The organism is Candidatus Chromulinivoraceae bacterium (assembly GCA_035478595.1).
Classification (GTDB): Bacteria; Patescibacteriota; Saccharimonadia; order Saccharimonadales; family Saccharimonadaceae; genus CAMLKC01.
In genome coordinates this window covers 14,527-39,684 of the sequence record DATIJL010000019.1, presented here as the reverse complement: position 1 = coordinate 39,684, position 25,158 = coordinate 14,527, and the positions used below count along the sequence as shown (strand labels likewise).

The following is a 25,158-nucleotide window of genomic DNA, read 5'->3' as shown; positions in this document are numbered from 1 at the left end:
ATTGGTAGAATAGGCCATGGCAGGCCTCCTTTCTGTATTTATTTAGTCGTAAACACAGTATACGGAGTGCCTGCTTTTTTGGGATAGATGGCTAACGCCATCTATCTTCTTTTTATGTTGCAAAGGTGGTGAGTTAGTACGGGTGACTTGTGTTTAAAGCGTAAATGGGGTATAATTACCACTGTTATTAACTCGGCTTACACTCGCTGTAAGCATCCATAAGGATTCCAGAGGAGGAAACTTATATGAAGGAGTACGAACTAACAGTTCTTATTCACCCGGACCTCGAGGTTGACCTTGAGGCGCCGCTCGCGAAAGTTCGCGACATCATCAAAAACGCTGGTGGTGAAATTGTAAAAGAAGATAACTGGGGTAAGAAAAAACTCGCCTACAGTATCAACCGTGAAGATTTTGCCGTTTATGTCTACATGGACGTTAAGCTACCAGCAGAGGCGCCACTGAAGATTAGCAACACGCTGAACATCACTGACGAAGTACTGCGTTACCTGCTTGTAAAACAAGATGAAAAGGGACGTAAGGCACTCGAAGAAGCGAAGGTAAACGCTTCAAAAGAAGAAACAGAAGAGAAGGAGTAGGGAATATGGCCAAAAGCATCAACCAAGTGATTTTAATGGGACGCCTCACTCGTGACCCAGAAGTACGCACCACGACAACAGGTAAGACGATCACGAGCTTTTCTATAGCGGTTGATCGCGGCGGCCAAGAAGACGCAGCCGACTTTTTTGACGTGACTGCCTGGGAAAAATTGGGAGAATTGGTAAGCCAGTACCTCTCTAAGGGTCGCCGCTGCCTCGTGCAGGGACGTCTTCGCCAGGACAGCTGGGATGATAAAGAAACTGGCAAAAAGCGCAGCAAGGTAGAAGTTGTTGCGACTGACGTTACATTCCTCGATGGTCCAAGCGGTGATGGCGGTCCATCAAACTCTGGCTCGAGCAGCCAAAGTAAAAAGTCTGACGATGTTGTTATTGAAGACATCGACGACAAACCTATTGATTTAAGTGAAATTCCATTCTAAGGAGACATGAAATGGCTAAACGATTCAAAAAAGACACCCCTGTCTACTTTGACTACAAAGATGTAAAGACTCTACAGCGTTTTATTAACATGTACGGTCAAATCGAACCAATTGCGAAGACTGGCCTGAGCGCTAAGCAGCAACGTCAACTTGCCGTTGCAATTAAGCGGTCTCGCCATTTGGCATTGCTTCCGTTCGTTACCTCTAACTAATTTGTTTAGAGAACTCTGCAGCGCACGAGGGAAAGCCCGTGCGCTGCGTAGCATTTCTAAGCGTCAACCAACTTTAGGAGAAAACTATGTATCAACCAACCGATCTTAAAAAAGGCACAGTTGTTCAGCTTGATGGTAAGCCTTATCGCGTTATTGAGTACGCCCAAAAAGTTATGGGTCGTGGCGGCAGCATTGTAAATGTTAAGCTGAAGAACCTTGTTGATGGAAGTGTTATCCCAAAAACGTTTAAAGGCCAGGATAAGATTGAGTCCGCAGAAGTTACTAATAAAGGTGTGCAGTACCTTTACTGTGACGACAACACGTTCTTTTTTATGGATCCAGAAAACTTTGAGCAGTTTGAACTTTCTATTGATACTGTCGATACGGCTGCGCAATATCTTAAAGAAGGCGATAGTCTGAACCTGCAGTTTTTTGGCGACAAGGTTATTAACGTGGAGCTTCCTAAGAATATCTACTTGGAAGTTACCTATACTGAAGACGTAGTAAAGGGTGATACAACCTCTAACGTACTAAAGGATGCTACGCTCGAAACGGGTCTGGTCATTAAAGCACCCTCCTTTATTAAAATCGGTGACATTGTCTCTGTTGATACAGAAACAGGCGATTATCGCGAACGCAAGAAGTAGTATAATGGAGCTATGGCTACGGTCTATAGCGCCGCAAAACAAAAAGATCATCTAGAAGAAGGTTCGCAAATGCAAAACTGGCGAGAAACCTATCTTTCATATCTGCCAAGACGCCGAAAACATCGTTGGATTATTTACTCGGTGCTATTTGTGATGTTTGTCATGGTGATTGTGCAGCTGATCTATCCTTGGAATAAAGGGCTGTTATTTGCTGAAGTAAATGGAATATCAACACGACTTGATGATCATGACGAGATGGCAAAAATCATAACTGAGCAATTCGCCGCCACAAAGATAACTCTTGCGGTGGGGAATGACAAAAAAGAAACGTACACCTTAGCTCAAGCAGGGGCTGAGCCAAATACTGAGGATATGGTAGCAAGACTGAGTCGATACCCTTTATGGCAACGGCTCGTTCCGGGTTCGATATTCTGGCAACCAACTCAAATAAGGATGGCCGATGTATTCTATGACACAAAACAGCTTGCGGCATTTGCCGATGCTAGAAGTAAGGATCTTAGTTTTCCGCCGGCGAATGCTCGACTAGCTATCAAAGATGGAACGCTCATTGCAACGCCCGAGATTGCAGGAAGTGATGTAAGAACCGATATGATCAAACAGGCGCTTAGCGGTGCTGAGATAGGAATTGGTCAAACGACGACTATTGCGATCCCTAGTAATCGAACACCGGCCGAGCGAACAGCGCAGGACTTGGCGAGAGTTAAAGTACAGGCCGAAGCGGTGATAGCACGTCCCGTAACAATCACGGCGAATGGTCGGCAATTCATTCCATCACGTGCCGACATTGCCTCGTGGGTGCTATTAAATACCGATGCTAAAGGGAATGTAATACTTTCGATTGATGAAGCCAAAGTAAAAACGTATCTTTCGACTATTAATGACAAGGTAGGAACACTAGCGGGTCAAACAAATATAAATGTTGTGGACGGAAGAGAGAGTGACCGAACGACTGGCGCAACGGGCAAGGCGATAGATAGTGATATATTGGCGGCTGATCTAGATGAACAGTTGTTGCAGAAAACGCAACCTATTGCACTGACAGCTGCCCTTGTCGATGTACAGCCGAGTGTTGTTTTTAATCATAAATATACGACAACACAGGCAGGACTTCAGGCGTATATTAACGACGTGGCAAACTCACAGGATATGCACATTGTAGTTCAGCAGCTGAGTGGTGAGAAATGGTATGCTGCAGCTCGGGAGACAGAGAGTATCCCAAGCGCCAGTACGTATAAGCTCTTTCTCTCATTGGTGCTTTTTGACCGTATAGATAGGGGTGAGATTAATTGGAATGATCCAATGCTTGATACGGACGTTGCGGGCTGCTTCGATCGTATGACCGTACCGTCGACTAATCCATGTGCTGAGGCATGGATTGCGCAGTTTGGTAGACAATATATTAATGATTTTATTCATGCCCGTGGTTTTAGTGACGGGACAAATTTTGTAGTCACCGACGCTATTCATACAACCGCGGCCGATTTGACAAAATATATGATTGGTCTTAATGATGGTACACTAGTAAGTGGTGTTAACAGAGACCGGCTGTTGAACAATCTAAGTCGTCAGCCGTATAAATATGGTATTCCGACAGGTAGCTCTGTGCCTGCTAATCAAATTTACGATAAAGTTGGTTTTTTATGGGACTACGTACACGATACGGCTATTGTGCCGCATCCACGTGGGACCTATATTTTAACCATTATGAGCAAAGGTCAGGGTTATGCAGGTGTTGCAGCTGTTGCTCGTCAAATAGAAAGAATTATGTATCCATGAAAACTCGTTTAGATATAGAACTAGCTCGCCGTGGTCTTGCTACAAGTCGCTCGCAGGCGGAAAGCTGGATTAAACTTGGTAAGGTAACAGTTGATGGCAAGCTGGCGAAAAAACCAGGTCAGTTTGTGGCTGAGACAAACGATCTTAAGATGACCGCTACCGAGCAATATGTTAGTCGAGCTGGTTTAAAGCTTGCAAGCGTAGCACAGCTACTAAAACTTGATTTTAGGAATAAGACGGTTCTCGATGTAGGGAGTAGTACGGGTGGTTTTACGGATTACGCCTTGCAGCATGGAGCAAAAAAAGTGTTCGCCGTGGATGTTGGCACAGATCAGCTTCACCCAAGTCTTCAAGGCAATCCGGCTATTGAGTTGCATGAAAAAACCGATATCCGTGATTTCTACTTGCCTAATGAAAAGCCAGATATCATTGTGATTGACGTCTCGTTTATCTCTTTGCGCGAAATTTTACCACATTTAGCTAACAGTCTATGTGGCTCTGAGACGCTTATTGCAGCCATGCTTAAACCACAGTTTGAGGCGGGGAAGAATCAGACGAATAAAGGAGTTATTAAAAATGATGCTGTACGTCGGCAGATCTTAAAAGATTTCGAACTGTGGGCGAAACAGTATTTTGTCGTATCAGATAAACATGATAGCGATGTGGCGGGTTCTAAGGGAAATCGTGAACGGTTCTATCTCCTACAACTTAAGAGGTAGATTTATTTCTTAAAGGTAGACATTGGGAAGTGTTGGACCTGCGAGTGACGTATGCCACTCGCAGGTCCAAACCCCTGACCCCTTAAGAGGTCACTTGACTGCGGCCAATCGCTCCCGAACTTCCTCTTCGGAGAGTTCGGTGTACGGCTGGAGCAGCTCGGCGATGCGCGGCACCGACCCGCCGACGTTGTGGATCTGTCGGAGTGTGGCCACATCCTCGAAGACGAGGGCGGCGAGGAGCTGCCTCTTGCTCTCGGGGTATCCTCGCACGATGGCTGCCGTGTGATCGATGACGAAGACTGCAGCCAACGTCGTCTGCTTGTACGGCTTCTCGATCCAGCGTGCCGGACGGTTGGCGGCTTCCGCGAAGGCGTGCTGCGCTTCGGTGACGTCACCGTTCAGGAGCGTGCCGGCCAACGTAGTGGCCTCACGCGTGGACTCTGCGGCAAGCTGGTCGTTGTGCTCGCTCATGACTCCTCCAGGGTGTCAAAGGTTGGTTGAAGAACCAACTCCTATAGTAAACCGCAAAAGACTGGATGGCAACACATATTATATGTATATATTATACGTTAAAACGAAACTCAACTACATCGTTCGGTTGCATAATGTAGTCTTTGCCTTCAGTTCGAATCTTACCAGTACTACGGGCGGCCGTTTCCGAACCGGCGGCAATAAGGTCGTTATAGTTAACGACCTGGGCGGCAATAAATCCACGTTCAAAATCGCTGTGGATAACACCAGCTGCCTGTGGTGCTGTTGATTCCTGTTTGATTGTCCAGGCGCGAACTTCTTTCTGACCAGCGGTGAGGTAGCTCTGAAGACCGAGCGTTTTGTAAGCTGCGCGGATAAGCTGATTGAGGCCAGTCTCTTCAACTCCGTAGCTTTCAAGTAGCTCGTTGGCGTCGCTATCGTCGAGTCCTTTAATCTCATCCTCTAGCTTTGCACAAATAAAGACAGCCTGGTTTGGGGTAACTAGCTGAGTGAGCTCAGCTTTCTTTGTCTCGTTAGTAAGAGTTTGCTCATCGATATTAAAGGCGTAAATAACTGGTTTAGCGGTGAGGAGGTGGAGCTCGGCGAGATATTCCTCGTTCAGCGATTTTAACGTCGAGAGAGGGGTGCTATCCTCGAGAGTTTTACGAATGGATTCCAAATAGCTAATTTGTTCGCGTAGTGCTGGCTTTGCCTTGGCTTCCTTAACGAGCTTAGGTAAGTGACGGTCGATTGTTTCAAGGTCAGCCAAAATAAGTTCGGTATTGATAATGTCAATATCGTTTGCTGGGTGAACACGGTCGGATACGTGTACGATATCGCTATTTTCAAATGCGCGCACGAGGTGAAGAATGGCATCACACTGGCGGATGTTAGCCAAAAACTTATTGCCAAGACCTTCACCCTTGGACGCACCAGCTACAAGGCCAGCAATGTCAACAAAAGTTACGGTGGCTGGAACGATTTTGTTGCTACGATAGAGCTCGGCAAGTTTTAGTAGTCGCTCATCGGGCACGGAAACAATACCCGTATTCGGCTCGATTGTGGCGAATGGATAATTGGCTGCTAAAATGTCGTTGTGGGTCAAGGTGTTAAAGAGGGTGGATTTACCAACATTTGGCAAACCGACAATTCCAATAGATAAACTCATGCCCTTATTCTAACAGAGGTAACTGTAGAAAAACAGTGATTTGTTCTAAAACAGGATGCACCTTGAGCCTGCTATTCCTCTTATGCTACTATAGCTGTAACAACTTAACGTTTACGACCAGGAAATACATGAAAAAATCACGGCGCCTGATTATCTTTGCAATCATTATTGTGGTAGTTATTGCACTTGCGGCCGGTGCTGCTATTTTGTGGAGCAATTATCAGATTTCTAAGTCTAATAGCCAAAAAAATGGCAATGGCAGTAACTCTAGTCAATCAACTACGACACCTCAACAAGTAGCCCAGCAGACGACTGATGCAGCTGACAAGTTGGCCTATGAAGGAAACGTTCAGAGCGGTGTGCAAAAACTTAACGATGCTATTAAGGGTGCAACCAATACGCAGGAGCAATTTTTGTATTACTCCGACTTGGCAACTCTATTGCTAAATAATAACCAACTGCCGGATGCGCTAGCCGCCGCGAAAAGTGCTTACGAGTTGAACAAGGTTTCGGGTAGTGCGGCGCTGGTAGGTCAAATCGCAAATCAGATGGGTGATAAGGTGACGGCTGCTACCTATTACCAGTACGCAATTGATCACATTGATCCCACGGATACTTATGGAGCGAGTGACAAGGCTGATTACCAGAGTATTTTAAATAGTCTTAAGGGAGGTCAGTAAATGAAGGCGGTGGCTGCATATATCCGAACCTTTCGCCTCTTTCATTGGGCAATTCTGGCAACTATAGCGGTAGGTGCATTTACAGCCGTCTATTATCAGACGACAATGGCTGCATGTTATCCTGGCACCGTACTCGGCAGAACCTGCTATAGGGGATATTTTTCGAATGTCGATGACCGAGGGGGGACATTCGTTTTGCCTGTCATACGAGATAACCAGGCAATTCCTGCTGCTACGGTGAATAACGCTGATCAGCTATATAATTTGTTTCGGTCGGCTTATGACAGCGGTAACCGACAGAAAAGAACGAGTGCGGCATTTATCTATAACACCATGATGGACAGAAATGCTCCGGGCGTTGGTCGTAATATATCGGATGCTCAATGGACTGACTTTCATGCTCGTCTCAAAGGGCTCGATCAGGCAGGAAAAATTCGTTGGTCGGGTAATGTGAGTGCGACAGTCAACAGTTATTATCAAGGTGTAGATGCCGGTTTTAATCCTGATGGAACGAACGATGACGACGCATACTATGATAATTATAAAAATGAATCGGGTATCGAGATACGCGACTACAACAATAACGTCATATATAAGATCTTGCGTCACTGTGCGAACCCTATCGGAGCTCCAGGTGGCGGGCTTCCTCAGCTTCGAAACTATACGCTAACGCCTCATGTAGATTCTATTTCACCGACGCAAGTAGAAGCTGGTAGTACTATGACAGTCACTTCGAGTGTGGATAATATTGGACAGATCGCGAGTCAACCAACGCAGTGGGAGATTACGCAAATTAACGTTAACCCTGGCAAGCAGGCGCCACACGAGAATAACGCAGGAGCTAATCCACTTGCACCATGTCAGAGTGGTGGTGGTGCGGCAGCGGGGGACTACTTCAAGGACGGCAACTCGACATGTAAAAATGTTGCTAAGGGCACAGGTGTCTTTGACTTAGGGGCGCCATCTCCAAATCTTAAACCGTCCGTCAGCGGTCTTGATATTGGAGACTTGCCGGTGGGTACAAGAGTCTGTTTTGCCTTATCTGTCCAGCCGCATTCAAATACGGATGGCAACTGGATGCATTCTAATCCGGTCTGTACGGTGGTTGGTAAAAAACCAAAGGTGCAAATATGGGGTGGTGACATAGCTGTTCGTAGCAACATAGAAACCAGTACGACAGTTAAGAACGTCGGAGGTCAACCGCAAGTATTTGGTAGTTGGGTGGAGTATGGGGCCTTTGCAGTCGGAACAGTCAACCGTTTTGCTTCGGGATCAGGACTTAATGGTCAGACCGATAATACACAGGCGACTTGGAGTAAACTGACGTTTGCCAACATAAATAATTCTGGTGCGCCTTCGTTTGGTAATTATTCTACCGCTGCTAACTTTATGCCTCTACCAAATATTGCAGCGTACTTCAACGGACTCTCAAATAAACAGCCAATTAGCGGTCCGAGCGTGGATGTGAGTAGCTTGGCATTTCCAACAGGCAGTAAACCGGTGGTACATACGGCTGGAAATCTCACGATTACAGGAGGTGCGATACCAGCGGGAAGTTCCGTTGTTATCATTGCAACTGGTACGGTCACGATTAATGGCAATATTACATACACTGATCAGCCTCTGTCGAGTATTTTAGATATTCCTCAAGTGGTTATTATTGCAGGGAATATTAACATTAGTAATAATGTGAAACAGCTTGACTCATGGCTTGTTACAACAGGGACGCTTAATACCTGCTACGATTTTGCTGGCAATCTGAACTCGAACAAATGTCAGAATCCACTAGCTGTCAACGGACCGGTTGTAACGGGCAGGCTCGTACTTAACCGTACGGCAGGCGGTGATTCTGGCGCACAGTCGGGCGATCCTGCAGAACGCTTTAATCTACGGCCTGACGCGTTCCTATGGGCGCAACTACAGGCGAGTGGTAACGACAAGGCGCAAACGGTTTACTCAACCGAACTACCCCCTCGTTTCTAGGCTTTTTCGAAAGAACCTTGCCAGATCTTATCTCGCTTATGTATAATGGGATCAATATGAAACTATTCAAAGGCGTGGGCGACTTCTTTGCACTTGATATCGGTACGAATGCCGTTCGCGTGGTGCAACTAGAAAACAATGGTCAGGATAACTGGACATTACTGCACTATGGATACGCGCCGGTTGATCTGAAAACAACGAGTGCTAACTCTAAAGAGTCTGAACATCGCCTGGGTGAAATTATTATGACCGCGGTGGGGCAAAGTGGCATTAAGACTAAGAATGTTGCAATTGGCCTACCATCACAGAAAACTTTTACAACGGTAATTGATGTACCAATGATGCCCGAGGCAGAGCTGCGTAGTACCGTTAAATATCAAATTGACCAATATATTCCCATGGCCATTGATGAAGCCAAGGTTGACTGGGTTCTCTTGGGGCAGTCAGCGCATAACCCACAGCAACAAGAGGTGCTTCTTGCGAGTACAGCTAACGTGTATGCTGAAGAGCGCCTGGAGTTTGTAGAAGGCCTTGGGCTGAACGTTATTGCAGCTGAACCTGATCCTATCGCCATGATCCGCTCACTACTGCCAAGCGGCATTCAGGACGCACGGTTACTTATAGACGTAGGAGAGCTCTCTACTAACCTAGTAGTAACGTATGCCGATTCACCACGTCTTGTGCGTACTATTCCAACCGGCCTTCACTCGCTCGTCAAAGCAGCGGTGCAAAACCTCAACGTTCAAGAAGACCAAGCACGTCAGTTTATTGTTAAGTTTGGACTGGCGCCAGATCGTCTTGAAGGTCAGGTATTCCATGCCGTCGAGAGTGTTCTTGAGGGCTTTGCTGCAGAGTTAGTAAAATCTATCAAGTTCTTCCAAACAAGATATCCGAACACCCCAGTTGGCGGCATTCTATTATCAGGATACGGAAGTGTGATCCCTAAGTTTGGTGATTATGTTACAGCAAAAACGGGCGTTAACTCTGCACAGGCTAATCCATGGCAAAAAGTTCGAGTTAACCAGGGCGACCAACAACAACTAGCTTCAGTGGCGAATGAGTTTGCGGTTGCTATTGGTCTTGCTCAACGGAGTAACAAGGCATGATTGAGATCAACCTTGTCCCTGATGTTAAGCAAGAGCTTATTAAGGCACAACGTGTTCGTGCAAGTGTGATTTCACTTTCAATTCTGATAGGAATTGTTGCTGTGGGCGTGGTTGTTGTTCTTGCGGTGTGGGTATTTGGCGTACAGACCGCTCGTAGCGTGCTAACAGACGGAACCATCAAGAGCGAAAGCGACAAATTATCACAGGTTCAAGATGTATCCAATACACTGACTATCCAGAACCAATTAAGTAAGTTGACGGATATGCACAATAAAAAAAGCATCGATTCTCGTATTTTTGATATTTTGACGACTATTAATCCGCCAGCGCCAAACAATGTAGCAATTACGAACTTATCTCTTGATTCGTCGGCTAAGACAATTAAAGTCGAAGCACAGGCTATCAATGGCTATCCTGCGCTCGATGTCTTTAAGAAGACGATTGTCGCAACGACATTTCAGTTTACTGAGAATGGTCAAAAACAGTCTGTTCCGCTCTCAAGTGGTATGAATGACAGTGACCGAAGCTATGGCGAAGATGCCACCGGAGCAAAAGTTCTACGCTTCACATTAACTTTTGCGTATCCAGATCAGCTCTTCTCGCGCACGGCACAAAATGCAACGATTGTTGCGCCAACCCAGAGCAATGCAACTGATTCGTTCCTAGGCGTACCACAAAGCCTATTCACTCAAAAAGCAGCTGATACGGCAGGAGGAAATTAGTATGGCTGTAGAAGACGTCGCTATTCGAAAACGCCAACAGATTGCAAATGCCAATCGAATGATGTTCACATGGGTAGCCATCGTGTCGGCCCTTGTCGGCATTGCTATTGTTATTTCTATCTTTTTATTGCAGAAAGCATGGTTTAACGAAAAAGTTCTGGGTGAGAAATCAAAAACAGCTTCAACACTTGTTCATAATAATCAAGTGATAAGTCAGCTAAAAGACGAAGTTCGTGTACTCAATACCAATGATGCGCTTAAGTCAGCGATGGCGCCGGGTGAAAATCAACCTATCCAGGTTGTGCTTGATGCGCTTCCGTCGGAAGCGAACTCATCTGCGCTTGGTTCATCACTCCAAGAGAAGTTCTTAAATGACCCAGCTCTTACGATTGAGACGTTAAATGTTGACCCAGTTGCCGGTGTTGAATCACAGACAACCTCTAACGTTCAGGATGCCTCAACAACCGCAAACTCGGCGACGAACGCGAACAGCGCAAACCATGAAATTACCTTTCGTTTTTCAGTAAGTACAGATGTCGGTAACGCTAGTGCGCTTAAGAGTCTTTTACAAAGGCTGGAGCGTTCTATCCGAGCTATTGATATTACGACACTAGCGGTGGAGACGCAGGGTAGCAAGCTAGTTCTTACGGTGAACGGTAACGCATTCTATGAACCAGCTAAAACAGTAGATCTAAAAGATAAGACGGTAAAGCCATGAAAAAATCAGATATAGCAATGATTATCCTTATTGCCTCCATCAGTGTTATGGTAGCGTACTTTGTAGCTAAGGCGGTGATTGGTGATACGCAAAATCAATCAGTGACGGTTAAAACAGCCGACTCTATTAGTACGGATATCGCGCAACCGGATTCCGGTGTATTTAACTCAAACGCGATTAACCCAACAGTTCAAGTTATTATTGGTGATCAAGCGGGCGGCTCGAGCTCGAGTAAGTAGGGGCGTAACGATGGCGCTTCTTACTAACGACATGCAAGAAAAACTCATGACCCTCCTTACGGAAGAGGGGCTGGTTTCAGAGGATGTGCTTCATGCGGCGCAGGATGATGCGGTAAAAACCAACAAACCGTTGTTAGCGATTTTGACGGAACAGGGTGCCGTAGATGATGAGCTATTAACTCATGCTATTGCACAGGTTTCTGGGGTACCTTATGTAAACCTCAGCAATAGTCTCATTGATCAGGATGTTTTAACACTCTTACCTGAGGATATTGCCGAGAGATTTATGGCCGTACCGCTTGCGGAGGTTCAGAACCGTCTTGCTGTAGCTATGATTGATGCGAATAACGTGCAGGCGGTTGACTACCTCGCGAACCTTATTCAACGGCCGCTCAAGGTCTTTATGGCGTCTGAGGCGGGCGTGAGGCATGTTCTCGACCAATACCGCACTGACCTGTCTAGTGTTGACGAGGCGGCTGAAGTTTCCCAGGAAGAATCGCGCGCAAGCTCTGATAGTGATATCAAAACGATCGTCCAAGATTCGCCGATTAGTCGTGCTCTCAGTACTATTTTGGAATATGCTGTTAAGTCTCGTGCCAGTGACGTGCATATTGAGCCACTTGAAAAAACGCTCAAAATTCGTGTACGAGTAGATGGTGTGCTTCGTGAAATTATGCAGCTGCCAAAATCAATTGAACCGGCGTTGGTAAGTCGCATCAAGATCCTTTCCAATATGAAAATCGATGAACATCGTATTCCACAAGATGGTCAATTTACGGTGAAAGTTGCTGCTAAGGAAGTCGACCTTCGTATCGCTATCAGTCCAGTTGTATGGGGAGAGCAAGTGGTTATTCGTTTACTCGATAAGTCGGGCAATAGTTTTGATATTGAACAAATGGGATATGCAGGTCGTGCACTACGTGCCATTCGTAAGGGCATTAAACGTCCGAATGGTATGGTGTTAACTTCTGGTCCGACCGGTTCGGGTAAGTCGACCAGTCTGTACGCGCTCATTAAAGAAATTAAAAACGATACCGTTAATATCGTGACACTTGAAGACCCCGTTGAGTATAAGATGGATGGGGTAAATCAAATACAGGTAAATAGCGAGGTGGGGCTGACCTTTGCAAATGGACTTCGCTCTATTCTGCGTCAGGACCCGGACATCGTAATGGTAGGAGAGATCCGTGACTCTGAGACGGCTAGCTTGGCCGTCCAGGCGGCGCTTACAGGTCACTTAGTATTTAGTACACTGCACACCAACTCGGCTGCTGGTGTGCTACCACGGCTGCTGGATATGGGCGTTGAACCATTCCTCATCGCAAGTACTGTAAATACTATTATCGGTCAGCGTTTGGTTCGCCGTGTCTCTACAAAACGAGATGCATACCAATCAACACCGATAGAGACGCAAAACATTATGGCGACTGTCGGCCATCTTTTGCCGCGAACGCGCGCCGATATCGCACGAGTCTCGGCAGATTTAGGCTATAAAGACTTGCCCCTAGCAGGCCAAAGCGCTTATACTTTAGTCAAGGGAAGGGACACGCCGCAAACACCAAGGGGTTATGCAGGCCGTGCCGGACTCTATGAAGTGATGGACGTGACGGAAGAAATCCAAAATCTTATCGTCTCACACGCAACGAGTAGCGAAATCCAGCGTAAGGCAATCGAACAGGGCATGATTACTATGCGTCAGGACGGCTACTTAAAAGCACTACAGGGCATTACAACACTTGAAGAAGTTAACCGCGTGACGTCAGATACAGCGTAAGAAGGGTGGAGAACATATGGAAACGCAAGAACTAAGAATTGAAGTACTACTTGAAGAGGTGGTTAAAAAGCGTGCTTCCGATCTTCACTTACAGGTAGGTTTGCCTCCGATGCTTCGTGTTGATGGTAGTCTAACGCCAATCGCCGGCTATAATGCACTTGATGAGCCACAAGTAGAAACACTTATTTTTGCAATTCTTGACCAAGATCAACAACAGATTCTCATGAAGGACAAGGAGTTTGACTTTAGCTTTGCTTTTGGCACACTCGGTCGTTTCCGTGTAAACGCTTTCCACGAACGAGGTAATTTGGCAGCTGCACTTCGTCTTATTCCGAACGAAATTAAATCTGTGACTGAGCTCGGTATGCCACAGGTTGTAACCTCTTTTGCGGACTATCCACGAGGGCTGGTTCTAGTGACTGGTCCAACCGGATCTGGTAAGTCTACGACTTTGGCGGCTCTTGTTGATAAAATCAACACTGAGCGCGCCAATCACATAATCACGATTGAAGATCCAATCGAGTTTACGCACAAGTCTAAAAAATCAGTCATCGTTCAACGAGAGGTGCACTATGATACCTACTCGTTCTCAGCGGCTCTACGTTCAAGTCTTCGTCAAGACCCAGATGTCGTGCTGATTGGTGAGATGCGTGACCTTGAGACGATCTCTGCGGCTATTACTATCGCGGAGACAGGCCACTTAGTGTTTGCGACGCTCCACACCAACAGTGCTTCTCAATCTGTTGATCGCATGATCGACGTGTTTCCGCCACACCAACAACCACAGATCCGTGCACAGCTTTCAAACATTTTGATGGCAATTTGTTCTCAGCGACTAATACCTGCTATCGGCGGTGGTCGTGTGGTCGCCGCAGAGGTGCTTGTTGCCAATCCAGCTGTACGCAATATTATCCGTGAAGGAAAAGCTCACCAACTAGATGCTGTTATCCAGACTGGAGCTGATCTTGGTATGCAAACGATGGACCGCACACTTGTCGGTTTAGTGCAGAGCGGTACTGTAACTTATGATGAGGCTCGTAACTTTGCTGTTGATCTTACTGAGTTTGAAAGGCTAATTAGAGGATAGGATGAAGAAGTTTAACTACCAGGCAAAAGATACCTCAACGAATAAAATCGTTAAGGCAACTGTGCAGGCAGACTCCGAGACGGCGGCTGCTAAATTGCTTATTGCCCAGGGGTTTACTCCACTCGATATTCAAGAGATTGATGAGAGTAGTAGTCTGATCGGTCGTCTTACGAACCGAATTACCACAAAGGATCGAGTGGTGTTTACGCGTCAGCTCGCTACCTTGATCGGTGCCGGCTTGCCGTTGTCTCAGAGTCTTCATACGGTGCTTGAGCAAACTGAAAACAAGCGACTTCAAGGGGTGATCGAAGACATTGTGGCATCTATCGAAGGTGGTAAGTCACTTTCAGAGTCATTTGCAAAACACCCAGAAGTGTTTGACTCTGTCTTCCTGGCACTAATCGCCGCAGGCGAAACTTCTGGTACGTTGGATGAGTCGCTCAACCGTATAGCAGCTCAGCAAGAAAAAGATGCTGCTACGATGAGTAAAATTCGTGGCGCTCTGACGTATCCGATTATTGTGCTTGTTGTCATTTTTGCTGTATTGGCGTTCATGTTGTTCACTGTTGTTCCACAGGTAGAAAAACTCTACCATGATCTTAAAAAAACGCTACCACTCATTACGCAGGTGATGGTGTCTGCTGCTAGCTTTTTTGCGAGCTTTTGGTGGCTCATCATCATCGTTGTCGGTATTGGTACCTATTTCTTTTTGCAGTACCTCAAAACAGAAAGTGGTATTCATATGAAAGATACCTTCAAACTTAATGTGCCAATGTTTGGCAAGATGTTTCGTAAACTTTACATGGCGCGTTTTGCGCGAACTGGACAGACACTCCTTTCGACGGGTGTTGCAATGCTTGATATGCTACGAATCACCAGTAACGCTGTTAATAACTCGGTCGTCTCGAGAAGCATCGACAGAGCGGCAGAGAAGGTGAAGGGCGGTAAAGCGCTATCTGCTGCACTTAAGCCAGAAGATTACATCCTGCCACTTGTCCCTCAGATGATTCGTATTGGCGAGCAATCCGGTAAGATTGACGAGATGATGGGGAAGACGGCTCAGGTGTATGAAGACGAGCTTGACGAAGAGATAAAGGCGATCTCAACCGCTATCGAACCTATTCTTATGGTTGTTCTTGCAGTCGTGGCTGGTGGTATGGTTGCTGCAATCTTGCTTCCAATCTACTCGCTGGTCAATGGTATAAATGTATAGACAAGATGCAGCCAGTAGGTTACCATAAACATAAGCGCGTCGTTCGCATCCAATATTATGTTCATAGAAAGGTGGAATGAATTTTATGAACGCTCAACAGCAAAAACAAAAAGGTTTTACCATCATCGAGGTCGTCTTGGTGCTGGCTATTGCCGCTCTGATCTTCTTGATGGTATTTATTGCATTACCTGCATTGCAGCGCAGCCAGCGCGATACGCAGCGTAAGCAGGACCTTAGCCGGGCTATCACTGCAGTGACTAACTACCAATCGAATAACCGCGGTGGCTTACCATCGGACTGGGTTGGATTTGCAACGAGTTATCTACGGTCAAACGGTGATTCATTTACCGATCCAGCGGGTACGGACTATAAATTTGTTCCTGGCCCCATAGCCTCAGGAGCATCTTTTGACGCATCTAATCCAAGCATCTATGAAAATGTCGGTGCAAGTTGTAATGGAGAAAGTTTAACAACTAACGCTGGAGCTCACAAGGTTGCGCTTCAGATGAAGCTTGAAGGCGGTGGTATCGCCTGTGACAACAACTAGAGAGAGTGTGTAGCGTATAAAATCCGGGAATTTGTCCCGGATTTTTCTTTTCATACCATTTTACTGTATGATAATGCTTATGGAACGATTGATTATTGCAGGGGGTTTGGCGCTTTTTGGCCTCGTTATGGGAAGTTTTGCTGGTGCAACCGTATGGCGTCTACGTGCCCGTCAGCTTAAAGAAGACAAAGCAGCTGGTGAAAAAATAAACCAAAAAGAATACAAAGCGCTCGAGTCGCTGACTAAATCAACCTTTACGAGTGATCGCTCTCAGTGTCTACATTGTGGCCACAGACTTGCATGGTATGATCTTATCCCACTCGTGAGTTGGCTAAGCACTGGAGGGAAGTGTCGTTATTGTAAGCAAAAAATAGGTTGGTTCGAGCCCTTGATGGAACTCGGTGTAGCTATATTCTTTGCTGGTACGTATATCATGTGGCCTCAAGCGCTTCTAACAGCGCCACAATTTACCTATTTCCTACTCTGGCTTATTGCAGGTGTGCTCCTGGCGATTTTGTTCGCGTACGATCTTAAATGGTTCATTCTACCAAACCGTATCGTGTTTCCACTTATTGGTGTAGCTGCGGTAGCAACATGCTTCAATATCTTTAGCTCACTTGATCCGTTGGCTATGGCGATCAATGCGCTTATTGCCATTGTTATATTGAGTGGACTTTATTTCATTCTATGGCTTGTCTCGAAAGGGCGGTGGATCGGTTTTGGCGATGTAAAGCTAGGACTGGCATTAGCACTTTTACTTAGTGATTGGAAACTGGCCTTCATCGCCTTGTTTGCAGCTAACCTAATTGGTTGCCTGATTGTGATCCCGGGAATGGTTATTGGTAAGCTTACGCGCAAAACGCACGTACCATTTGGACCATTGCTTATCTTAGGCACGGTAATCGCAGCATGGTTTGGTAATGTTATTTTGACTTGGTATTTCAACGCATTTATATAGAGGCGGGATACTTACTCTCTCCAAACTACTTATGCTATAATGAGCCCACATGGGCACTATGAAGCGAGCAGGTTTTACCGTTATCGAAGTCATGCTGTTCCTCGCGGTAACGGGGCTTTTGGCGGCATCTGTTTTGGTCGGATCAGGAATTGCTATCAATCAACAGCGATATCGTGACAGTGTGAGTTCGCTTCAATCTTATATTCAGCAGCAATATAGTCAAGTTACCTCTGTAGCGAATAGTCGTGACCAAAATTGGACATGTGATAGTTCTGGCAACGTGTCGGTTGCACCTAATCCGTCAGCGGGACAACCTCGTGGTACAACTAACTGCGTTATTTTGGGTCGGTTTATTACAATAGATGCAACAGGTACCAATCTGACAGCCTCAAACGTTGTTGGTTACGAGCTACCTAACACAACCGCGCAGGTAAGTGACGTCGCTGAGATTGCCAATAACTACAAGCTTGGCATTTCTCCAATCAATCAAGATACACAAGTAGTGGGCTGGGGCGCTCAAGTGGTAAAGCCAAAGACAACTTCGCCTATGCCACTATCTATTCTGATAGTTCGTTCGCCACTCAGTGGTTCCATTGTAACCTTTACTCAAGATGGAATGCAGACGAATCTCGGCAGTATGATCTCGGCTGCGCTTACTAGTGTTCAGCATGATTTGTGTGTAAATGCTGTGCCTGGGACATTTGTGGGCAGACGAATGGAAGTTCGTGTTATTCCATATGCAACTAGTCAGAGCGCAATTCAAGTACCAATAGAAACGGATAGTGTATGCGATTGATATATAGGCGGCATGAAAAGGGTGATACGATCATTGAGGTGCTGTTTGCCGTCGCTGTTTTTGCTATGGTTGCCGTTGGTAGTATGTCGATTATGAATCAAGGTACCTCGACGGCAGAGCGTTCATTAGAAATTACCCTTGTGCGTCAGCAGATGGATGCTCAGACGGAAGCAATTCGATATATTCACAACGCCTACGTGACAGCCTTTCAAAACAATGGAAATGCTGTCACGGGCACTGCTGCCGAATGGGTAAAAATGACCGACAAAACAACAGGTCTGGGTGCCGATGGTGCGTCGGCCTTTGGGCAGATATCTGGGGTGTCATGTCCTGCAACTGTGCCAGGCCAGCACCCCTTTGTCTTAAACGCGCGAACGGCTACTGTATCGAACGCCGCACCAGTTATGACGGCACCTTTGAATGCATCACTACCTCCCTTTGCTCAGATTATCTATAATAGTGACTCAAGCATAAATAGCGCCTATGGCATTTGGGTAGAGGCCGTGCCTTCTGCTACGACTAATGGTCCCGGATTTGTTGATTTTCATATTCGTGCCTGTTGGGATAGTCCCGGCAGCTCTGCACCGATCACCTTGGGGACGATTGTGAGGCTGTATGAACCATAGAAAGCAAAACGGATTTACACTCATTGAGCTCATGCTTGCCATGACCTTTATCTCCGTTCTTCTAGTTGCAGTCGCTATGACAACGATTCAAATAGGAAATATCTACAATAAAGGTATTACGCTGCGTGAAGTAGACCAGGCCGGGCGTGCTGTCACTACGGAACTGCAGCAGAGTATTGCCTCGAGTGTTCCGTTTGATGTAACGCCTAAAGTCGATAACTCACCAGCAACGGCCACATCAAAGTACGTTATGCTACCAGGTGGTGGGCGACTTTGTTTGGGAAACTACAGCTACGCTTGGAACTATGGTTCCGCGCTTGCGGGAGGCCCTGGTGCGCCAGCGCTATATAATAAGTACGATGACAATACACCCGTTCACTTTGCTAAGGTAGCGGATGCTGGAGGTGCTCTGTGCTCAAACATGAACACAACAGTTACTCGATTAGATGCGACGGAGATACTGACAACAGGTGATCGTGATCTTGTTGTGCATGCATTCTCCATTGCACAAACAGCAAGCGACGCAAGTACAAGTCAAGCCATCTACGCTATTTCTATGGTAATAGGGACGAATGACAGGCAGCAGCTAACAACAGACAATACGTCTTGTAAGCCGCCAGCCGCAGGAGTAGGCGATCAAGATTATTGTTCAGTAAATAGGTTTGATATTATTGCACGTGCAGGCAACAAATCGGGAGGTCAATAAAGTGAAACAGTATAACAAAGGTAATCAGCGTGGAGCGGTCTCTCTCTTTATTGTTATTTTTTCAGCGCTGCTTATGACCGTTGTGACAGTTGGTTTTATTCAATTGATGCTCCGCGATCAGCAACAAGCAACTTCGGATGATCTTTCCAAAAGTGCTTACGATTCTGCGCAAGCGGGTGTAGAAGATGCGAAGCGTTTGCTGCTGTTGGATCAAGAATGTCGTAACAATGCTGCACCATCAAGCGTAAACTGTATAACTATTGCAAATGCGTTGACGCCGGCACCAGGTGAATCAACCACTAGCTGTGATGCACTATCGAAAGCGGGAATCGTAGGGGCGGCAAATAACGAAACGATTATTCAACAAAATGAGACTGATACAAACTCAGCAAAGCTTGATCAGGCATATACCTGTGTAAAAATCGGTGTAAACACTGACGACTATAAGGGGACTCTCGCAACCAACGCCTCATCGATCGTTCCAATCCGAGGTGTCGGCATATTCGATACAGTAGAACTTCACTGGTTTAGTCGCGATGACATTTCATCAGCCACTAACAATCCAACCATTAGTTTTCCATCGTCAGGTGCAAGTGTAGCTCTGCCGCCGATGGGTACTAAATGGCAGTTTAACTATCCAGCTCTTATGCGCACGCAGCTTATGCAAATGGGGGGAAGTTTCAAACTGTCTGATTTCGATGATAGTCAGGCGGGAAATAAGAGCGATGCTAATACACTATTCCTGTATCCATCCTCAACAGGCCTTACGACGTCTGATTTTGCCTTGGATGCGCGACGGAGTCCTACAAACGCGCCTCAGCAAGTTAAGTGTGCGACAAGTTTTACGAATAGCGAATATGCTTGTAGTGCGACAATTAAGCTGCCATCGCCAATCGACGGTAACGTAGCTAATCGCAATGCCTATCTGCGTTTGTCGTCGCTCTACAATGGAGCACACTTCCAGATCCGCCTCAAGAACGGTAATAGCTACGTGCAGTTTAACCAGGTGCAGCCTCTTATTGACTCAACCGGCCGTGCAAATGAGCAGTTTCGTCGTGTTCAGGCGCGTGTAGAGCTTACGGGTGATTTTACATATCCGAATGTTGCTATCGATTTAAGTGGTAACTTGTGTAAAAACTTTGTCGTGACTGATAGTGACGCTGGCTATAGTGGCACTAGCACATGTACCCCATAGTCTAGGTATCCGTATCACTGTGAAACTTCTCATATACTTCGCGTAGGTGCTCATCCGTAACATGAGTATAAACCTGGGTTGTACTAATGTTGCTGTGACCAAGCATTGACTGTACACTGCGTATATCAGCGCCGTTCATAAGTAAATCAGTAGCAAAGCTATGCCTCATTGTATGCGGACTAACATGTTTAGTGATGCCTGCCAAGCGTGCATACTTATTGATGATACGCTGTATGCTTCGTGTGGTAAGGCGGCGATATTCACCTGTTGTGTTTGTGGTGTTGTTGCGACTATAACTCAAAAAAAGAGGAGGTAGATTATCTAATCGAGCGGATAGATAGTCTTCGACGCGGAGGGCAGTGGCTTCGCCAATAAATACCGGCCGATCTTTCTGGCCCTTACCACGGACCATGAACTCACGACGCTTGGTGTTAACATGGTCACGGTTTAGGTTAGCAAGTTCTGAAACGCGTAATCCACTTGAAAAAAGAAGTTCGATAATTGCTCTATCTCGGAGTCCAGCCTCGCTATCAAGAGGGATGCTATCGAGTAGGCGCGTAACTTCATCGTAGTGCAAGAATGTCACTTGTTTACGTGATACCTTAGGGAGTTCAATTTTTTCCGGGCTAAGGCTGGGTATGTCGCGCTTAGAGAGGTAGCCTAAAAAACCGCGTAGAGCAATGAGGTGGTAGCTCTGTGTAATCGTTGCCAGCTCATCCTCGTTGTCGTTTTTGTAACGGTTAAGCCAAAGCCTGTATTTACGAATCACCTCTGAGGTAATTTTATCAACGGTCGTGTCGTTACTAAACTCTACAAACCGTTCTAGGTATAGTTTGTAATTTTCAGCGGTTTTTGCAGACCGTCCTCCCTCCACTTCAAGGTGTTCAATATAATCTAATATAAGTTCACTTAAATACATATTTCTAGCATAGCTCAGATGATTGCGCTTGAATACAGTTGAGGTCTCGCTGACTATCTTAACGAGGTGAGTTTTGATAAAATAGAGACGTCACAAAACAAGGAGAATAATTCATGGAACGAACACTGGTTGTTTTTAAGCCAGATGCTGTACAACGCGGTATCGTCGGAGAAGTGTTGAGCCGATTCGAAAAAGTTGGTCTTAAGATCATTGCAATGAAAATGGTGAACCCAGACGAGGCTCACTACTACCACCACTATGAGACAATTGGCAAGATGGTGTCCCGTCGTGGAGAGGCTCAATTTAGAGTACAACTTGGTGCTATGCAGGAAGGTCCCGTTATTGCTATGGTACTCGAGGGTGTCAGTGCAGTTAAACAAGTTCGCAAAATGGTTGGTACTACTAGTACGAACGAAGCTGCCCCTGGCACGATTCGCGGCGACTACGCACATGCCAGTCTCGATCACGTTAACACGCACAATGTTGCACTGCCAACAATTCTGCATGCTTCAGGCGATCCTGATGAGGCAGCCCAGGAAATTGAACACTGGTTTAATTCTAAAGAAATTTTTGCTGACTACCAAACAGTCCACGAGTATTTTACTCAGCCAATGCCAGCAAAAACTCGTAAATAGGGAAGTGCACTCTATAAACCAGCGGTCAGCCGGTCGCTGGTTTTATGATATACTAACCCCTATACGCCTCGGTAGCTCAATTGGACAGAGCAGTTCCGTCCTAAGGAAAAGGTTGCAGGTTCGACTCCCGCCCGGGGTACCATTTTTGTATTACAGATACGAAGACATTGCGGAGTCGATGTCTTTTTATTTTGTTCTAAATCTCTAATCTGTTTCATGAGTTCGCATCTTTTAAGGTTGATGTATGATGGGTATATGCAGAAATTGGATATCTTACGAGAAAAAGTCGAAAAGCTTTATACTGCTAACAATCCGAATGCAGATGTATGGATCGATTGGGCCTACGAGAATCATGTGCTCGTTGTCGCCGATCTAACCAAAAGAATAGCCAAGGGGCGAATATTGACCTCGCGGTTGCTGGAGCGCTCCTCCATGACGTTGCTGATGCAGTTATGGCACGCGAGCGTCCAGAGCACGAAGCCGAAAGCCTCAAGATCGCCGAAGAATTATTGAAGGAAAGTGGTTTCGATATGCAGGACACGGCTTTTGTAGTGGACGAGATCATCAAACCGCATAGCTGCAAGGAGCTGAAGCCGACATCACTGGAAGGAAAAGTTATGGCTACCGCTGATGGCGCTGCCCACTTTCTCACGGATTTCTATCCACTTTTTTGTTGGCGACACTATGGTCCGAAAGATGACTACGTAATATTCAAAGACTGGATGCATGGAAAAATGGAAAAGGACTTCAATAAAAAATTGTTCTTCGATGATGTAAGACGGGAAGTGCGGCCTCGCTACGAGGCATTGAAGCTAATCTTTTTCGTTAAAGATCGGGTCTAACGCCCATTTCTTCTAGTCTTTTATAAAGTGACATAATATCAGGGTAAAGAGTGTTCCACCTTTTATCCATTGAGAGTACCACATAAAATGCCAAGTTAACGCCTGGCATTTTATGTGACAACGGTATGTTGTTATTTTTAAGGGATGAATGGTATATAATATCGACATGAGCAAAAAAGACCGTTCTTCGGAGGGACTCGACTTTGACGGACAGCGTGATGGCGAGCAACTGCTTTTTGTATTTCGACGCCATATGATCTCTATGCGTAAAGGCTTTTACCTTCTTGTCATTCCATTTGCACTTCTCGCTATACCACCACTTATCTGGCAAACGAACCTAGAACTTTTCTTACTCCCAATTCTCGGTCTCACTATTGGCCTATTTCTTTTTTCTTATCACTTTATTATGTGGTATTTTACTGTATACATTGTGACCGATCAGCGTCTTCGCCAGATAACGCAACAGGGATTTTTTGGTAAGAATGTGGTGGAACTGCGACTGTCAAAGATCCAAAACATAAGCTATAATGTACCTGGACTAAGTGGCGAAATTTTTGGATACGGCACGATTGTCATTCAGACTCTTGTGGGTGACCTTGTTATCCACAAGGTTGAGCATCCGGATGAAATTTATAACAAGCTACAAGATGCGGTTTCGGCTGCTATAACTGGTGGGCAAGGAGATTATGAAGAAACTACCGTTTAAGAGACGCAGGGGAGCTATGCAGGCAATTCCTTCACGTATTACCAATGAAACGGTTGCAGAGCACAGAGAGCGTATTCTAGCTGGCGGACGCCGGTTTAAGTATCCTATGCAGTACGCTCGTCACAAGCTTGTAATAAATACTATAATTGTAACACTCGTTACTCTGGTACTAGCTGCGGTTGTTGGGTGGTGGCAGCTTTACCAGGTACAAAATACGAGTTCATTCTTTTATCGAGTTACGCGCGTCTTGCCATTACCTGTAGCATCGGTTGATGGACAATCTGTCCGTTATAGCTCATATCTTATGTATTACAACAGTTCCGCACACTACTTACAGTCGAGCGAACAAGTCGATCTTGGCAGTAGTGACGGCAAGCGTCAACTTGACTATGTTAAACGAAAATCAATGGACAATGTTGAACAGGATGCCTACGCGGCCAAGTTAGCCGGGCAGCTTGGAGTTAGTGTGAGCGATCAGCAGGTAGACCAAGTAATTACAAACGATCGCAACACGGCAAACGGTACAATCTCACAAGAAACATACGATGCTTCGGCGCTTAGCATCTTAGGATGGTCACCAGATGAATACCGGCAGGATGCAAAAAGTAAGTTACTCCACCAGGCAGTTGCGTACGCAATTGACGTAACCGCTAAAGGTAAAGCCGACCAAGCAGCGAGTCTTGTGAAAGCTCCAAATGCTGACTTTGGCGCTATTGCGACACAACTAGGTGGTAACGGCAGCGCAAAGGTTACTGCTGGTGTATCCGGCATGGTGCCACTTACAAACAGCGATGGAGGTCTCAGTGCTGAGGCGACTAAACTCCAAAAAGGTGCTGTATCAGGCGTTATGAAAACGACAACAGGTGATGGTTATTACTTTGTACGACTTCTTGATAAGAGTGACACGCAAATTAATTACGAATACATACGTATTCCACTTATCAAGTTTGATGAACAATTTGCTGCACTCAAAAAAGACAACAAGATTCACGAATATATTTCTGTTCCAAATGTAGATAACCAATCAGTAACGCAATAGGAGGTATGTATGTATAAATTACCAGACCTGCCATATAACTATGATGCGCTTGGCAAGTACATCAGTGGCGACATTATGAAACTTCATCATGATAAACATCATCAAGCGTATGTAGACAAGCTAAACATGGCAATTGACAGCGCTCCGGCATTACGTGAGCGTCCACTTGAGAGTCTTTTAGATGATCTGGACGTGCTTCCAGAAAACGTTAAAACGATTATTCGCAATAACGGTGGCGGGCACTATAACCACGCCCTATTTTGGCAATGGATGTCTCCAGACGGCGGAGGCGAACCAACAGGGGAACTGGCAGATAAAATTATTGCACAATATGGTAGCTATCAAGGTTTTGTGGATGAATTTACAGCGAAGGCCCTCAGTGTGTTTGGAAGTGGCTGGGCATGGCTTCAACCAAATATGGAAATAATCACAACACCCAATCAAGACACTCCAATCATGCAGGGCAAAGAGGCGCCGCTATTAGGCCTTGATGTGTGGGAGCATGCGTATTATCTTGACTATAAGAACAAACGCGATGATTACGTAAAATCATGGTGGAACGTGGTCAACTGGGACTTTGTAGCTGAACGTTATGGCCAGAAATAGAAAAAGAGCTC

Annotated in this window: 29 protein-coding genes and 1 tRNA gene; 27 read left to right on the top strand and 3 right to left on the bottom strand. The window is 45.9% G+C overall.

Features of this window, described 5'->3' with window-relative positions; all coding sequences use genetic code 11:
• Positions 1-245: 245 nt before the first annotated feature.
• The 6 genes from rpsF to VLG36_06350 all read left to right on the top strand — a co-directional run bounded on the left by rpsF (position 246) and on the right by VLG36_06350 (position 4,411).
• On the top strand, positions 246-596 hold the full coding sequence (rpsF, locus tag VLG36_06375) for a 30S ribosomal protein S6 (GenBank protein HSW78389.1): 351 nt from the start codon (positions 246-248) through the stop codon (positions 594-596).
• 5 nt (positions 597-601) lie between these two features.
• The gene (locus VLG36_06370) at positions 602-1,036 is read left to right on the top strand and encodes a single-stranded DNA-binding protein (GenBank protein ID HSW78388.1); all 435 of its coding nucleotides are present in this window, start codon (positions 602-604) and stop codon (positions 1,034-1,036) included.
• An 11-nt stretch (positions 1,037-1,047) separates the two neighbouring features.
• Positions 1,048-1,248 carry a 30S ribosomal protein S18 gene (gene rpsR, locus VLG36_06365; GenBank protein ID HSW78387.1) on the top strand — a complete coding sequence of 67 codons (201 nt, stop codon included), beginning with the start codon at positions 1,048-1,050 and terminating at the stop codon, positions 1,246-1,248.
• An 86-nt stretch (positions 1,249-1,334) separates the two neighbouring features.
• The gene (efp, locus tag VLG36_06360; protein ID HSW78386.1) at positions 1,335-1,895 is read left to right on the top strand and encodes an elongation factor P; all 561 of its coding nucleotides are present in this window, start codon (positions 1,335-1,337) and stop codon (positions 1,893-1,895) included.
• Between the two features lie 12 nt (positions 1,896-1,907).
• On the top strand, positions 1,908-3,692 hold the full coding sequence (locus VLG36_06355; protein ID HSW78385.1) for a serine hydrolase: 1,785 nt from the start codon (positions 1,908-1,910) through the stop codon (positions 3,690-3,692).
• The gene (locus VLG36_06350; protein HSW78384.1) at positions 3,689-4,411 is read left to right on the top strand and encodes a TlyA family RNA methyltransferase; all 723 of its coding nucleotides are present in this window, start codon (positions 3,689-3,691) and stop codon (positions 4,409-4,411) included. The genes VLG36_06355 and VLG36_06350 overlap by 4 nt, the downstream gene beginning before the upstream one ends.
• Before the next feature lie 90 nt (positions 4,412-4,501).
• On the opposite strand, the gene VLG36_06345 is transcribed toward VLG36_06350, so the two are convergent.
• A complete protein-coding gene (locus VLG36_06345; protein HSW78383.1) occupies positions 4,502-4,882 on the bottom strand; it encodes a hypothetical protein in 381 nt (126 codons plus the stop codon).
• 91 nt (positions 4,883-4,973) lie between these two features.
• A complete protein-coding gene (gene ychF / locus VLG36_06340) occupies positions 4,974-6,050 on the bottom strand; it encodes a redox-regulated ATPase YchF (GenBank protein HSW78382.1) in 1,077 nt (358 codons plus the stop codon).
• 128 nt (positions 6,051-6,178) lie between these two features.
• On the opposite strand from ychF, the gene VLG36_06335 reads away from it, so the two are divergent.
• From VLG36_06335 to VLG36_06265, 15 genes are all read left to right on the top strand, one after another.
• Positions 6,179-6,730 carry a hypothetical protein gene (locus VLG36_06335; protein HSW78381.1) on the top strand — a complete coding sequence of 184 codons (552 nt, stop codon included), beginning with the start codon at positions 6,179-6,181 and terminating at the stop codon, positions 6,728-6,730.
• Positions 6,731-8,713, top strand: coding sequence for a hypothetical protein (locus VLG36_06330; GenBank protein ID HSW78380.1), 1,983 nt, complete (start codon positions 6,731-6,733; stop codon positions 8,711-8,713). It abuts the gene before it with no gap.
• A gap of 56 nt (positions 8,714-8,769) precedes the next feature.
• The gene (pilM, locus tag VLG36_06325; protein HSW78379.1) at positions 8,770-9,819 is read left to right on the top strand and encodes a type IV pilus assembly protein PilM; all 1,050 of its coding nucleotides are present in this window, start codon (positions 8,770-8,772) and stop codon (positions 9,817-9,819) included.
• The gene (locus VLG36_06320) at positions 9,816-10,541 is read left to right on the top strand and encodes a hypothetical protein (GenBank protein ID HSW78378.1); all 726 of its coding nucleotides are present in this window, start codon (positions 9,816-9,818) and stop codon (positions 10,539-10,541) included. The genes pilM and VLG36_06320 overlap by 4 nt, the downstream gene beginning before the upstream one ends.
• A gap of 1 nt (position 10,542) precedes the next feature.
• On the top strand, positions 10,543-11,259 hold the full coding sequence (locus VLG36_06315) for a hypothetical protein (GenBank protein ID HSW78377.1): 717 nt from the start codon (positions 10,543-10,545) through the stop codon (positions 11,257-11,259).
• Positions 11,256-11,498 (top strand): hypothetical protein, encoded by a 243-nt coding sequence (locus tag VLG36_06310; GenBank protein HSW78376.1) that lies wholly within the window; start codon positions 11,256-11,258, stop codon positions 11,496-11,498. Before VLG36_06315 ends, VLG36_06310 begins: the two co-directional genes overlap by 4 nt.
• Before the next feature lie 10 nt (positions 11,499-11,508).
• Positions 11,509-13,272: an ATPase, T2SS/T4P/T4SS family gene (locus VLG36_06305; protein HSW78375.1), complete on the top strand. Its 1,764-nt coding sequence runs from the start codon at positions 11,509-11,511 to the stop codon at positions 13,270-13,272.
• Positions 13,273-13,288: 16 nt separating this feature from the next.
• Complete coding sequence (locus VLG36_06300; protein ID HSW78374.1) at positions 13,289-14,359, top strand: type IV pilus twitching motility protein PilT; 1,071 nt, start codon at positions 13,289-13,291, stop codon at positions 14,357-14,359.
• A gap of 1 nt (position 14,360) precedes the next feature.
• On the top strand, positions 14,361-15,572 hold the full coding sequence (locus VLG36_06295; protein HSW78373.1) for a type II secretion system F family protein: 1,212 nt from the start codon (positions 14,361-14,363) through the stop codon (positions 15,570-15,572).
• Positions 15,573-15,657: 85 nt separating this feature from the next.
• Complete coding sequence (locus tag VLG36_06290) at positions 15,658-16,119, top strand: type II secretion system protein (GenBank protein HSW78372.1); 462 nt, start codon at positions 15,658-15,660, stop codon at positions 16,117-16,119.
• 79 nt (positions 16,120-16,198) lie between these two features.
• Entirely contained in the window at positions 16,199-17,077 is an 879-nt protein-coding gene (locus VLG36_06285) for a prepilin peptidase (protein ID HSW78371.1), read from the top strand.
• A 49-nt stretch (positions 17,078-17,126) separates the two neighbouring features.
• Positions 17,127-17,873, top strand: a complete 747-nt coding sequence (locus VLG36_06280; GenBank protein HSW78370.1) for a hypothetical protein — start codon at positions 17,127-17,129, stop codon at positions 17,871-17,873.
• Positions 17,864-18,499 (top strand): hypothetical protein, encoded by a 636-nt coding sequence (locus VLG36_06275; protein ID HSW78369.1) that lies wholly within the window; start codon positions 17,864-17,866, stop codon positions 18,497-18,499. Before VLG36_06280 ends, VLG36_06275 begins: the two co-directional genes overlap by 10 nt.
• Positions 18,489-19,205 (top strand): type II secretion system protein, encoded by a 717-nt coding sequence (locus VLG36_06270; GenBank protein ID HSW78368.1) that lies wholly within the window; start codon positions 18,489-18,491, stop codon positions 19,203-19,205. The genes VLG36_06275 and VLG36_06270 overlap by 11 nt, the downstream gene beginning before the upstream one ends.
• 1 nt (position 19,206) lies before the next feature.
• Positions 19,207-20,400: a hypothetical protein gene (locus VLG36_06265; protein HSW78367.1), complete on the top strand. Its 1,194-nt coding sequence runs from the start codon at positions 19,207-19,209 to the stop codon at positions 20,398-20,400.
• 1 nt (position 20,401) lies between these two features.
• Here VLG36_06265 and xerA read toward each other — a convergent pair whose 3' ends face one another.
• Positions 20,402-21,319 (bottom strand): site-specific tyrosine recombinase/integron integrase, encoded by a 918-nt coding sequence (xerA, locus tag VLG36_06260; GenBank protein ID HSW78366.1) that lies wholly within the window; start codon positions 21,317-21,319, stop codon positions 20,402-20,404.
• Between the two features lie 113 nt (positions 21,320-21,432).
• Between xerA and VLG36_06255 the strand changes: the two genes are divergently transcribed.
• The 6 genes from VLG36_06255 (at position 21,433) to VLG36_06230 (ending at position 25,147) form a co-directional block, all read left to right on the top strand.
• Positions 21,433-21,954, top strand: coding sequence for a nucleoside-diphosphate kinase (locus VLG36_06255; GenBank protein ID HSW78365.1), 522 nt, complete (start codon positions 21,433-21,435; stop codon positions 21,952-21,954).
• A 65-nt stretch (positions 21,955-22,019) separates the two neighbouring features.
• Positions 22,020-22,096 (top strand) — tRNA-Arg (locus VLG36_06250).
• A 184-nt stretch (positions 22,097-22,280) separates the two neighbouring features.
• The gene (locus VLG36_06245; protein HSW78364.1) at positions 22,281-22,796 is read left to right on the top strand and encodes an HD domain-containing protein; all 516 of its coding nucleotides are present in this window, start codon (positions 22,281-22,283) and stop codon (positions 22,794-22,796) included.
• 166 nt (positions 22,797-22,962) lie between these two features.
• On the top strand, positions 22,963-23,502 hold the full coding sequence (locus VLG36_06240) for a PH domain-containing protein (protein ID HSW78363.1): 540 nt from the start codon (positions 22,963-22,965) through the stop codon (positions 23,500-23,502).
• Positions 23,483-24,541: a SurA N-terminal domain-containing protein gene (locus VLG36_06235; GenBank protein ID HSW78362.1), complete on the top strand. Its 1,059-nt coding sequence runs from the start codon at positions 23,483-23,485 to the stop codon at positions 24,539-24,541. Before VLG36_06240 ends, VLG36_06235 begins: the two co-directional genes overlap by 20 nt.
• A gap of 9 nt (positions 24,542-24,550) precedes the next feature.
• Entirely contained in the window at positions 24,551-25,147 is a 597-nt protein-coding gene (locus VLG36_06230; protein ID HSW78361.1) for a superoxide dismutase, read from the top strand.
• The last annotated feature ends 11 nt before the right edge of the window (positions 25,148-25,158 follow it).

Bases quoted from the DNA above. Each gene is read 5' to 3' on its own strand.
- rpsF (HSW78389.1), top strand. From the start codon at position 246: ATGAAGGAGTACGAACTAACAGTTCTTATTCACCCGGACCTCGAGGTT.
- VLG36_06370 (HSW78388.1), top strand. From the start codon at position 602: ATGGCCAAAAGCATCAACCAAGTGATTTTAATGGGACGCCTCACTCGT.
- rpsR (HSW78387.1), top strand. From the start codon at position 1,048: ATGGCTAAACGATTCAAAAAAGACACCCCTGTCTACTTTGACTACAAA.
- efp (HSW78386.1), top strand. From the start codon at position 1,335: ATGTATCAACCAACCGATCTTAAAAAAGGCACAGTTGTTCAGCTTGAT.
- VLG36_06355 (HSW78385.1), top strand. From the start codon at position 1,908: ATGGCTACGGTCTATAGCGCCGCAAAACAAAAAGATCATCTAGAAGAA.
- VLG36_06350 (HSW78384.1), top strand. From the start codon at position 3,689: ATGAAAACTCGTTTAGATATAGAACTAGCTCGCCGTGGTCTTGCTACA.
- VLG36_06345 (HSW78383.1), bottom strand. From the start codon at position 4,882: ATGAGCGAGCACAACGACCAGCTTGCCGCAGAGTCCACGCGTGAGGCC.
- ychF (HSW78382.1), bottom strand. From the start codon at position 6,050: ATGAGTTTATCTATTGGAATTGTCGGTTTGCCAAATGTTGGTAAATCC.
- VLG36_06335 (HSW78381.1), top strand. From the start codon at position 6,179: ATGAAAAAATCACGGCGCCTGATTATCTTTGCAATCATTATTGTGGTA.
- VLG36_06330 (HSW78380.1), top strand. From the start codon at position 6,731: ATGAAGGCGGTGGCTGCATATATCCGAACCTTTCGCCTCTTTCATTGG.
- pilM (HSW78379.1), top strand. From the start codon at position 8,770: ATGAAACTATTCAAAGGCGTGGGCGACTTCTTTGCACTTGATATCGGT.
- VLG36_06320 (HSW78378.1), top strand. From the start codon at position 9,816: ATGATTGAGATCAACCTTGTCCCTGATGTTAAGCAAGAGCTTATTAAG.
- VLG36_06315 (HSW78377.1), top strand. From the start codon at position 10,543: ATGGCTGTAGAAGACGTCGCTATTCGAAAACGCCAACAGATTGCAAAT.
- VLG36_06310 (HSW78376.1), top strand. From the start codon at position 11,256: ATGAAAAAATCAGATATAGCAATGATTATCCTTATTGCCTCCATCAGT.
- VLG36_06305 (HSW78375.1), top strand. From the start codon at position 11,509: ATGGCGCTTCTTACTAACGACATGCAAGAAAAACTCATGACCCTCCTT.
- VLG36_06300 (HSW78374.1), top strand. From the start codon at position 13,289: ATGGAAACGCAAGAACTAAGAATTGAAGTACTACTTGAAGAGGTGGTT.
- VLG36_06295 (HSW78373.1), top strand. From the start codon at position 14,361: ATGAAGAAGTTTAACTACCAGGCAAAAGATACCTCAACGAATAAAATC.
- VLG36_06290 (HSW78372.1), top strand. From the start codon at position 15,658: ATGAACGCTCAACAGCAAAAACAAAAAGGTTTTACCATCATCGAGGTC.
- VLG36_06285 (HSW78371.1), top strand. From the start codon at position 16,199: ATGGAACGATTGATTATTGCAGGGGGTTTGGCGCTTTTTGGCCTCGTT.
- VLG36_06280 (HSW78370.1), top strand. From the start codon at position 17,127: ATGGGCACTATGAAGCGAGCAGGTTTTACCGTTATCGAAGTCATGCTG.
- VLG36_06275 (HSW78369.1), top strand. From the start codon at position 17,864: ATGCGATTGATATATAGGCGGCATGAAAAGGGTGATACGATCATTGAG.
- VLG36_06270 (HSW78368.1), top strand. From the start codon at position 18,489: ATGAACCATAGAAAGCAAAACGGATTTACACTCATTGAGCTCATGCTT.
- xerA (HSW78366.1), bottom strand. From the start codon at position 21,319: ATGTATTTAAGTGAACTTATATTAGATTATATTGAACACCTTGAAGTG.
- VLG36_06255 (HSW78365.1), top strand. From the start codon at position 21,433: ATGGAACGAACACTGGTTGTTTTTAAGCCAGATGCTGTACAACGCGGT.
- VLG36_06245 (HSW78364.1), top strand. From the start codon at position 22,281: ATGGATCGATTGGGCCTACGAGAATCATGTGCTCGTTGTCGCCGATCT.
- VLG36_06240 (HSW78363.1), top strand. From the start codon at position 22,963: ATGAGCAAAAAAGACCGTTCTTCGGAGGGACTCGACTTTGACGGACAG.
- VLG36_06235 (HSW78362.1), top strand. From the start codon at position 23,483: ATGAAGAAACTACCGTTTAAGAGACGCAGGGGAGCTATGCAGGCAATT.
- VLG36_06230 (HSW78361.1), top strand. From the start codon at position 24,551: ATGTATAAATTACCAGACCTGCCATATAACTATGATGCGCTTGGCAAG.